Annotated in this window: 9 protein-coding genes; 4 read left to right on the forward strand and 5 right to left on the reverse strand. The window is 68.0% G+C overall.

The features are described 5' to 3' along the window. The 4 genes from B2W70_RS16410 to B2W70_RS16425 form a co-directional block, all read right to left on the reverse strand. A partial coding sequence (locus B2W70_RS16410) for an enoyl-CoA hydratase/isomerase family protein (protein WP_286747291.1) occupies positions 1-739 on the reverse strand: 739 nt, incomplete at its 3' end. A 69-nt stretch (positions 740-808) separates the two neighbouring features. Then, positions 809-1,963, reverse strand: a complete 1,155-nt coding sequence (locus B2W70_RS16415) for an acyl-CoA dehydrogenase family protein (protein WP_058088743.1) — start codon at positions 1,961-1,963, stop codon at positions 809-811. Between the two features lie 105 nt (positions 1,964-2,068). After that, positions 2,069-3,679, reverse strand: coding sequence for an acyl-CoA carboxylase subunit beta (locus B2W70_RS16420; RefSeq protein WP_286747295.1), 1,611 nt, complete (start codon positions 3,677-3,679; stop codon positions 2,069-2,071). Between the two features lie 79 nt (positions 3,680-3,758). Further along, the gene (locus tag B2W70_RS16425; protein ID WP_286747298.1) at positions 3,759-5,789 is read right to left on the reverse strand and encodes an ATP-binding protein; all 2,031 of its coding nucleotides are present in this window, start codon (positions 5,787-5,789) and stop codon (positions 3,759-3,761) included. A 251-nt stretch (positions 5,790-6,040) separates the two neighbouring features. On the opposite strand from B2W70_RS16425, the gene B2W70_RS16430 reads away from it, so the two are divergent. Then, the gene (locus tag B2W70_RS16430; RefSeq protein ID WP_286747299.1) at positions 6,041-6,535 is read left to right on the forward strand and encodes a MerR family transcriptional regulator; all 495 of its coding nucleotides are present in this window, start codon (positions 6,041-6,043) and stop codon (positions 6,533-6,535) included. Positions 6,536-6,591: 56 nt separating this feature from the next. On the opposite strand, the gene B2W70_RS16435 is transcribed toward B2W70_RS16430, so the two are convergent. Beyond that, the gene (locus tag B2W70_RS16435) at positions 6,592-7,620 is read right to left on the reverse strand and encodes a sensor domain-containing diguanylate cyclase (protein ID WP_286747302.1); all 1,029 of its coding nucleotides are present in this window, start codon (positions 7,618-7,620) and stop codon (positions 6,592-6,594) included. Between the two features lie 276 nt (positions 7,621-7,896). On the opposite strand from B2W70_RS16435, the gene B2W70_RS16440 reads away from it, so the two are divergent. The 3 genes from B2W70_RS16440 to B2W70_RS16450 all read left to right on the forward strand — a co-directional run bounded on the left by B2W70_RS16440 (position 7,897) and on the right by B2W70_RS16450 (position 9,538). Next, on the forward strand, positions 7,897-8,037 hold the full coding sequence (locus B2W70_RS16440; RefSeq protein WP_160322572.1) for a hypothetical protein: 141 nt from the start codon (positions 7,897-7,899) through the stop codon (positions 8,035-8,037). Between the two features lie 188 nt (positions 8,038-8,225). Then, on the forward strand, positions 8,226-8,783 hold the full coding sequence (locus B2W70_RS16445) for a sigma-70 family RNA polymerase sigma factor (RefSeq protein WP_286747305.1): 558 nt from the start codon (positions 8,226-8,228) through the stop codon (positions 8,781-8,783). Beyond that, positions 8,780-9,538, forward strand: coding sequence for an anti-sigma factor (locus tag B2W70_RS16450; protein WP_286747308.1), 759 nt, complete (start codon positions 8,780-8,782; stop codon positions 9,536-9,538). The genes B2W70_RS16445 and B2W70_RS16450 overlap by 4 nt, the downstream gene beginning before the upstream one ends. Positions 9,539-9,601 lie beyond the last annotated feature (63 nt).

A 9,601-nucleotide genomic window follows, 5' to 3' on the forward strand; every position in this document is an offset into this window, starting at 1 on the left:
ACAGCTGCGCGGCGTCTTCCACCAGTTGTTCCGGCGGGGTCAGGCGGGCGCGGGCCAACAGGCCCTTGGTGGTGGCGATGGCTTGCGGGCCGCAGGCCAGGATGCTGGCGAGCGTGCGTTGCAGCGCGCCTTCGAGTTCGTCGGTGTTGCTGTGCACCTCGTGCACCAAGCGCAGCGTCAGCGCTTCGGTGGCGTTGACCTTGGCTCCGGTCACCGACAGGCGCTTGGCCTCGGCGTAACCCAGGCGCTCGACCAGGAAGGGCGCGATCTGCGCCGGGATGATGCCCAGCGAGGTCTCGGGCAGGCGGAAGGCCACGGTGTCCAGCGCCAGGCTGACGTCGGACACGCAGGCCAGACCGAAGCCACCGCCCATCACCGTGCCTTCGAGCACGGTGACGATGGGCAGGGGCGAGCGGGCGTAGGCCAGGCACAGGCGACCGAAAGCGGCGTTGGTCTCGGCCACCGGGTTCAGGCCTTCGACCGGATCGGGTGCGGCCTGCATCTGCGCCAGCTTCATGCGGGCTTGGGCCATGTCGGAGATGTCGCCGCCCGCGCAGAAGTGCCCGCCGCTGCCCCGCACCACCACCGCGCGCACGCTGGTGTCCTGTTCGGCGGACTTCAGCGCGGCCAGCAGCTCGCTGACCATGGCCAGCGACATGGCGTTGCGCACCTCGGGGCGGTTGAGCGTGAGGGTGCAGACGCCTTGCGTGGTCTGGACCTGGATGGTGGTGTAGGGCATGGAGGCGGTCGGTTGAAGGTGACAGCGTCGTTGAAAGGCAGACCCTCTGACGGGGCCTTGTGGTGGGGCTCAGCGCGCCTTCTTGGGCAGGGTGCCTTCGAACTTGCAGATGATCCCGAGCATGATTTCGTCGGCGCCACCGCCGATCGAGACCAGGCGGCCGTCGCGGTAAGCCTGCGAGACGGGGTTGTCATAGGTGAAGCCCATGCCGCCCCAGTACTGCAGGCAGCTGTCGGCCACTTCGCGGATCAGGCGGCCGCACTTGAGCTTGGCCATCGAGGCCAGCTTGGTGACGTCCTTGCCTTGCACGTACTCGTCAACCGCGCGGTAGGTCAGCGAGCGCAGCAGCTCGACCTCGGTGCGCAGCTCGGCCAGGCGGAAGTGGATGACCTGGTTGTTGATCAGGGGCGAGCCGAAGGTGTGGCGTTCCTTGCAGTACTCGATGGTCAGGTCGATCAGCTTGTCCAGCATCTTCAGGGAGTTGGCCGCACCGTACAGGCGCTCTTCCTGGAACTGGATCATCTGCATCATGAAGCCCGCGCCTTCGGTGCCGATGAGGTTGCGGCGGGGCACGCGCACGTTGTCGAAGAAGATCTGCGCCGTGTCCGACGAGTTCATGCCGATCTTCTTGATCTTCTGCGTGGTGATGCCCTTGGCATCCATCGGCACGATGATCAGCGACTTGTTGCTGTGCACCGGGCCTTCGGAGGTGTTGGCCAGCAGGCAGCACCAGTCGGCTTGCGTGGCGTTGGTGATCCACATCTTGCTGCCGTTGATGACGTAGTCGTCGCCTTCGGTGCGGGCCGTGGTTTTCAGCGCGGCCACGTCGGAGCCGCCGCCGGCTTCGGACACGCCGATGCAGCCCACCATGTCGCCGGCAATCGCCGGGGCCAGGTATTCCTTCTTGAGCTCATCGGAGCCGAAGCGGTGCAGGGCGGGGGTGCACATGTCAGTCTGCACGCCGATGGCCATGGGCACGCCGCCGCAGGGGATGGCGCCCAGCTCTTCGGCCACCACCATCGAGTAGGAGAAGTCCAGGCCCATGCCGCCGTAGGCGGTGTCGTACTTGACGCCCAGCAGGCCCAGCTTGCCCATCTTCTTGAAGACCTCGTGGGCGGGGAAGATCTCGGCGGCCTCCCACTCCTTGACGTGGGGGTTGATCTCTTGTTCGCAGAAGCGCTTGACGGTTTCGGCCAGGGCGCGGTGTTCGGCGGTGAATTGCATGGGTTTGCTCCTCGGGTCTTCGGTGGGGCGCTCTGTTGGGAAGTGGGCGGCGCCTGGTCGTGGTGGCGGGATGGCCAGTGAATCGGTGCAGAAGGGGCGGGTGGCTCAGAAGCGGGCCACGCCGAAGGTGTTGCCGCGCAGCTGGCGCTGGTCGGCGTCGCGTGCCAGGTCCAGGCACAGCGAGAGGACGCGGCGGGTGTCGCGCGGGTCGATCACGCCGTCGTCCCACAGGCGGGCAGTCCCGAACAGCACGTTGCTCTCGGCGTCCAGGCGCTTTTTGATCTCGGCCGACATGCCTTCGAGCATCGCGTCGTTGACAGGCATGCCGGCGCGTTCCATCTTGCCGCGCGTGACGATCTCCATCACCTTGGCGGCTTGCGCGCCGCCCATCACGGCCACGCGGGCGGAGGGCCAGCTGAAGATGAAGCGCGGGTCGAACCCACGGCCGCACATGCCGTAGTTGCCGGCACCGAACGAGCCATTGAGCACGATGGTGAACTTGGGCACCCGGGCGTTGGCCACGGCCTGGATCATCTTGGAGCCGTGCTTGATGGCGCCGCCATGTTCAGCCGCCGAGCCCACCATGTAGCCGGTGGTGTTCTGCAGGAAGACCAGCGGCGTGCCGGATTGGTCGCACAGCTGGATGAACTGCGCCGCCTTGGTCGAACCCTGCGGCTGGATGGGCCCGTTGTTGCCCAGGATGCCGACCAGGTGGCCGTTGATGCGGGCGTGGCCGCACAGCGTTTCGCTGCCGTAGTTGGCCTTGAACTCCAGGAAGTCGGAGCCGTCGACGATGCGGGCGATGACCTCCCGGGTGTCGAAGGGCTCGCGGTCGTCGGCGGGGATGCAGCCCAGCAGCTCCTGCTCGTTGTACAACGGGGTGGGCACGGTGGGTTGCTCGCGCACCGCGTCCCATCGCAGCTTGTCGACCAGGTCGCGCGTCAGGGCGATGGCGTGGGCGTCGTTGTCGGCCAGGTACTCGCCCAGGCCAGTCACGCTGGCGTGCATCTCGGCGCCGCCCAGGTCTTCGTCGGTGGCGTCTTCGCCGATGGCGGCCTTGACCAGCGGCGGGCCGGCCAGGTAGATGCTCGAGCGGCCCTTGACCAGCACCACGTAGTCGGACAAACCAGGCAGGTAGGCGCCGCCAGCGGTGGACGAGCCGTGCACCACCGCGATCTGCGGGATGCCCATGGCGCTCAGGCGCGCCTGGTTGGCAAAACTCTTGCCGCCGTCCACGAAGATGTCGGCCTGGTACATCAGGTTGGCGCCACCGGACTCGACCAGGCCGATCAGCGGCAGCTTGTTCTCGCGGGCGATCTCCTGGGCGCGCAGGCCCTTCTTCAAGCCCATGGGCGAGATGGTGCCGCCCTTGAGCGCCGAATCGGAGGCGGTGACCAGGCAGCGCTTGCCCGCCACCACGCCGATGCCGATGATGGTGCCGCCGCCCAGCACGCTCTTCTTGCCGTCGTCGTCGTGCATGCCGAGGCCGGCCAGGGTGGACAGCTCCAGGAAGGGCGTGCCGCGGTCGATCAGGCGGGCGACGCGTTCGCGCGGCAGCAACTGGCCGCGTTTGTCGAACTTCTCGCGCTTGGAGGCCGAGCCTTCGCGCACCTGGGATTCGAGGGCGCGGACCTGGTCCAGCCGCTCCTGCATGCGGGCGGTGTTGCTTTGGAAGGCGTCGGACTGCGGGTTGAGGGCGGAGCGCAGGGCGGGCATCTTGAGGGTGATCCGTGATGAGTCACCGCCAATGTATGCGCGGTTGACGTTAACGTCAACCAAATCCTGCTTGGGTGAACTACCTAGCTTGTCGCAGGCTGCGCACGCGCTCGGTGTGCTCGTCCACGCAGGCGAGCAGGGCGGCCACGTCCAGCGGCTTGGTCAGGTAACCCGAGAAACCGTGGTCGCGCGCGCGGTGGATCTGATCGGGCATGGCGTCGGCCGAGAAGGCCACCCGGGGCACGCCTTGCAGCGAGGGTTCGGCCTGCAATTGGCGGGTGAGCTCGAAGCCGCTCATGTCGCCCAGGTGCATGTCCAGCAGGAACAGGTCGGGCGCTTGCTCGCGCGCCATGGCCAGGGCCTCGGCGCCGCTGGTGGCCACGCGCACCAGGCAGCCGGGGCGCAGCTTGAGCACCTCCAGCACCAGCTCGGCGTTGATGTCGTTGTCTTCGGCGTAGAGCACGCGCAGCTCGGTGCCCGTGGCGGCGCGTGCAGCCAGGTGCGCCGGGTCGGCCGCAGAGCCGACTTCGGCGCCTGCCGACGCGCCACTGGCTTGGGGCACCCAGGCGATGAAGCTCGAGCCCTTGTCAGGCTGGCTGCGCACCTCCAGCCGGCCCTGCATGGCTTCGAGCAGCTTGCGCACGATCACCAGCCCGATGCCGGTGCCTTCGACCCCGGTGCGCTCGGCCCCCAGGCGGTTGAAGGGCTCGAACAGGTGCGCTTGTTGCTCGGCGTTCAGGCCTTTGCCGGTGTCGTCGATGGCGATGGCCACCAGGCCACCTTCGGCCCAGACCCTTGGCGTGACGTGACCTTGTGGCCGGTTGTACTTGATGGCGTTGCTCAGCAGGTTGACCAGCACCTGGCGCAGGCGCATGGGGTCCACCTGGATCGGCGTGTGGTCGCTGATCACCGGGGCGTGCAAGGCGATGCCGCTGCCGCGTGCCAAGGGGGCGACCAGGTGGCAGGCTTCGTTGAGCAGCGCGGCCGCCTGACAGGGCTGCGCCAGCAGCGGCAGGTTGCCGGCTTCGATGCGCGAGAGGTCGAGCACGTCGCTGATGATGCCCAGCAGGTGCGAGCCGGCGCTTTCGATGTGCTCCACATGCTGGCGCTGCGCGGCGTTGAGCTGCCCGGCCGAGCTCAGGCGCAGCAACTGCGCAAAGCCGATGACGGCGTTGAGTGGCGTTCGCAGCTCGTGGCTCACCCGCGAGAGGAATTCGTTCTTGGCCAGGTTGGCGTCCTGGGCAACCTGGGCCGCCATGCGCGCCTTCAGCAGCGCCTTCTTGTCGGTCACGTCGGCGGTGTGGCCGTACCAGACCACGCTGCCGTCCTCTTCGGTCACGGGGATGGCGTGACCGCCGTACACGCGCAGCCCCTTGCTGGGCAGGATCACGCGGTACTCGAAGTCGACCGGGTGCAGCAGGGCGCCGGGCTTGGGCGCGGTGGCCAGGCGCTTGACGTAGGCCTGGTCGTCGGGGTGCACGCGCGCGTGGTGGGCGTGGTAGTCGCGCTCCATCAACTCGTGCGGCAGCTCGAACATCTCCATCGCCCGGTCGCTGATGTAGAGAAAGCGCGCGCGGCCATTGGCGTCAAAGCCGATCTTGTGGATCAGGCCGGGCACGAACTTGCCCATGCTGCTGAGCAGGGCTTCGCGCTCGCGCATCGCCAGCTCCGAGGCCTTGCGCTCGGTGATGTCTTCGATGGCGGTGGCGAAGTACTGCGGCTGGCCATCGGCGTCGCGGGCCAGGTGCGAGGTGACCTGGGCCCACACGGTGCGGCCGTCGGGGCGCAGGTAGCGCTTTTCGCAGCGGTAGCGCTGGAGCTTGCCCGAGCGCAGATCGACCGCAGCCTGAAGGCCGTCGGCCTGGTCGTCCGGGTGGGTGATGTCCAGGAAGCGCCGGTTCAGCAACTCGGCCGGGCTGTAGCCCAGGATCTCGCACAGGCTGGCGTTGACCTCCAGGAAGCGCCCCGTCAGGTCGACCAAAGCCTGGCCATGTGCCGACAGCTCGAACGCGGCGCGGTAGCGCAGGGCCTGGCTGCGCAACCCGGCCATGTCTGCGTTCTCGGCCGTGGCGGCGAGGTCGACCTGGTCGGGTGACGTTGAGGGCTCCATCCCGGGATCTTACGTGCGCAAGGCTCGCGCCGGGTGTGACGCTGCGCACGGCAAACGCTGCGCTGATGACCATGAAGCTGACGCGCACGTAATTTGCATGCCTATGAGGTGAGCTACCTATGTCATGGTGCGGCTGCTTCCCTTAACCTGCTGAAGGTCAGCCGGTGACGGTGGGCGGCAGCGCGATGTCGTGCTTGTCGTACCATCGGCATCTTCAGCGAATCAGCCAGGTCAATGCAGTGGGGCACCCCGTGAAATCCAAGCCAGAGTCATCCATCGGTGAAGTCGCAACCGGCGTGCCGCCGTCCTGGGCCCTGGAAGACCACGACGACCGGGACACCGACGCCATCATGGGCATCGCCGAGGTCTGCGAGCGCTACAAGGTCTCGCCGCGCGCCTTGCGCTTTTATGAAACCAAAGGCCTGCTGGCGCCGCGCCGCATCAATGGCACGCGCGTCTACAGCCAGATCGACCGCGCTCGGCTGATGCGCATCCTGCGTGCCAAGTCGCTGGGCACGCCGCTGGCCGAGATCAAGCACTACCTGGACATGTATGGCCAGCATGGCGAGGGCCGCATCCAGCAGCTGAGCTGGGTGATCGAGAAGACGGACGCCGCCATCGCCGAGCTCGAAGCCAAGCGCGCCCAGATCGAGGCCTCGCTGACCGAGCTGCGCTTCATCAACGAGCGCACGCGCCAGACCCTGGCGGCCAAGCGCCAGGGCGGCGGGCAGGACAAGGCGGCCTGAGCGGCCCCGGCTGCTGCGCGGCCTCGGCTCCGTGAAGGCTCCGTGACGGCTGGGCGTCAGGCCCGCATGCCCACGAACATCTTCCAGCGCCGCTCGTTCTGCTTCTTGGCCTCGTACAGGGCCTGGTCGGCCTGCGACACCAGCTTGCGCACCGAGGTGACGTCGTCGGCGTAGGCGGCCATGCCGACCGACACGCCCACCCCCACCTCGTCGCCGCTGCTCAGCTTGATGGGCTGTGACACCGCGCGCACGATGCGCCGCGCCAGGGCCTGGGCCGACTCGGTGTCGCCATCTCGCATGAGCACGCCGAACTCGTCGCCGCCCAGGCGGGCCAGCACGTCGCCGGCGCGCACCTGGGTCAGCAGGCGCTGGCTGACTTCCTTGAGCGTTTCGTCGCCAGCGGCGTGGCCGAAGCCGTCGTTGACGGCCTTGAAGCCATCGAGGTCGAGCAGCAGCAAGGTGAAGGGCTCGCCCTGGCGCACGGCACGGCCGAACTCGGCATCGAGGGCCCGCTCGAAGTGCACCCGATTGGCCAAGCCCGTGAGGTGGTCGGTCATGGCCAGGTGCTTGAGCTGGTGGGCCTGGTGGCGCGCGCGCAGGGCGCACATCACGAGCTCGGCCAGGTCGTGCAGGGCGCTTTCCTGCTCGGCCGTGAACGCACGCGGGGTGGTGTCGAGCACGGCCAGCGTGCCCAGCACCGCACCGCTGACATCGATCAGGGGCGCCCCGGCGTAAAAGCGCAGGCGCGGCCCGGCCGTGACCAGGGGGTGATCGGTGAAGCGGGCGTCGTCCAGCAGGTCCGGGATGACCAGCGATCGACCGGGCTGGGTGATGGTGTGCGAGCAAAAGGCGACCTGGCGGTCGAGCTCGGGCACCTCCAGCCCCACGCGGGACTTGAACCACAGTCGGTGGCTGTCCATCAAACCGATGACGGCGATGGGCGCGGCCAAGGCATGCGCGGCCAGCCGGGTCAGGGCGTCGAAGTCGGTCTCCGGTTCGGTGTCCAGGATCGCCAGCGCGCGCAGGGCGGCGAGGCGACGGTTTTCATCCAGCGGGAACAGGTCAACGGGGCAGTCGGCTTGCATGGTGAATCGTTCAGGAGCTGATGGAGATATCGGCTGAGCGCTGTCAAACCTCAGCGCGCCCCCCTTGAATTCGGGGAAATGGCGAGCGAATGCACATGAAACGCGTTGCATGGGGAGCAACACCCGGCAGGGTGGACACCCCTCCCCTTGTTCGGGTGGGCGGGTTGCCCATCGGTTGGCGGTGCAGCAAAGGGATCACCCGCAACATTGAACGTGCGCCGTTGCCCACCATTGGGGTGCGTGGATGTTCACGCGTCAGCCAGGAAGGACCTCACCATGAACCCGACCCAGTGCACCCAACCCGAACAACTCTTCGCCGCCTGCATGCACGCCGGTGGCTGGCCCAAGCTGGGCTGGCAATGCCAGGACGACGCCGAAGAGGTGCTGTCCTGCTACGACGACATCATCCTGCTGTGAGTGGGGTGGCGAGGGGCCACTCGGCCCGCTCGCCCGCGCTTCCTGGGTGAGGCGTCGCTGGCCAGGCAGGGGGTGCGCGCCGGATTCGGCAATTCTTGCGAGCAGGGTGCATCCGCATCGGCCTGGAGCCCGTAGAGTGAGCAGGAGGCGACTGTCGACCTCCGCCTCAACCCAGCGTGACCCCACCCATGACGGACCCATCCGCCACCTTGGCAGCTGACTTCGATCACGAAGCCGCCCTTGAAGCCTGCGCCCGCGGCGAACGTTTCGCCCTGCGCGCCCTGTACGACCGAGAAGCCGCCTGGTTGCTGGCGGTGATTTTGCGCATCGTGCGCGATGCCGACCTGGCGCAGGACGTCCTCCAGGATGCCTTCCTGCAGATCTGGCAGAAGGCGGGCACTTTCCGCCGCGAGCTGGGCTCGGGCCGGGGGTGGATCTACACCGTGGCCCGCCACCGCGCGCTCGACGAGGTCAGGCGCGTGCGCCCCGAGCTGAACCTGGGCGAGGACTACCAGTCGCTGGCCGAGGCCCTGCCCAGCCCGGACGCCGAGGAGCTGCCGCACGACGAGGCGGCGCTGGCGCACTGCCTGTCGCAACTCGATGACCCCAAGCGCGAGTGCGTGATCGAGGCCTTCGTCGAGGGCTACACGCATGAGCAGATCGCCGCACGCCGGGCCAAGCCCGTGGGCACCATCAAGTCCTGGATCCGCCGTGGGCTGATCGCGCTCAAGGAGTGCCTGTCATGAACACCCAAGACCCGAATGAACGCACGGCCGAGGCCGGCGAGTACGTGCTGGGCACGCTGAACGCCAGCGAGCGACTGGCTTTCGAATCGGCCATGTCGGGTGACGAAGGCTTGCGTCGCGAGGTGTACGCCTGGCAAGACCGCTTGCTGGGCCTGACCCGCCGCCTTCAGCCCGTGGTGGTGCCGCCCGAGCTGTGGGCGCGCATTGCGGCGCGACTCAATGGGGCATCGCAGCTCGTGACCGTCCCGATGTCGTCCGCAGATGGCCTCGCGGCCAACGACGCGCTGTGGTCAAGCGTGCGCTTTTGGCGCTGGCTCAGCGGCGGCGCGGTGGCCGCAGCGGTGGTGATGTCGGTGCTGCTGGTGCGCACGCTGGTGGCGCCCCCGGCGGGTGTCGAGCAGGCCCAGGCGCAGGCGCCGCGTTACCTGGCGGTGCTGCAGTCGCCCGACAACGCGGCCACCGGCTGGATCGTGGAAACCGTGGGCACCGACGCCATCCGCCTGGTGCAGGTGGGCGAAGGCGCAGCCATCCCCGAGGGCAAGACCATGCAGTTCTGGACCAAGCCGGAAGGCGCGGCAGGCCCGACCTCGCTGGGCCTGGTCAAGCCCGGCCAGGTGGTGGTGGTGCCCAAGGGCCAGCTGCCTGGCCTGGCCGACCGCACCTTGTTCGAGCTGACGCTGGAGCCGGCGGGCGGCTCGCCTTACAACAAGCCTTCGGGCCCCATCCTGTTTGTGGGCAAGGCTGTGCGGCTGTGAGCTGCTGTGAGCGACTGAGCCGGCGCTTGTCGGCGCTCGATCGGCGAGGGCTCAGCCCTCGTC

It is taken from the genome of Aquabacterium sp. UBA2148 (assembly GCF_002328915.1).
GTDB lineage: Bacteria > Pseudomonadota > Gammaproteobacteria > Burkholderiales > Burkholderiaceae_C > Aquabacterium > Aquabacterium parvum.

Bases quoted from the DNA above. Each gene is read 5' to 3' on its own strand.
- B2W70_RS16415 (WP_058088743.1), bottom strand. From the start codon at position 1,963: ATGCAATTCACCGCCGAACACCGCGCCCTGGCCGAAACCGTCAAGCGC.
- B2W70_RS16450 (WP_286747308.1), top strand. From the start codon at position 8,780: ATGAACACCCAAGACCCGAATGAACGCACGGCCGAGGCCGGCGAGTAC.
- B2W70_RS16440 (WP_160322572.1), top strand. From the start codon at position 7,897: ATGAACCCGACCCAGTGCACCCAACCCGAACAACTCTTCGCCGCCTGC.
- B2W70_RS16425 (WP_286747298.1), bottom strand. From the start codon at position 5,789: ATGGAGCCCTCAACGTCACCCGACCAGGTCGACCTCGCCGCCACGGCC.
- B2W70_RS16445 (WP_286747305.1), top strand. From the start codon at position 8,226: ATGACGGACCCATCCGCCACCTTGGCAGCTGACTTCGATCACGAAGCC.
- B2W70_RS16420 (WP_286747295.1), bottom strand. From the start codon at position 3,679: ATGCCCGCCCTGCGCTCCGCCCTCAACCCGCAGTCCGACGCCTTCCAA.
- B2W70_RS16435 (WP_286747302.1), bottom strand. From the start codon at position 7,620: ATGCAAGCCGACTGCCCCGTTGACCTGTTCCCGCTGGATGAAAACCGT.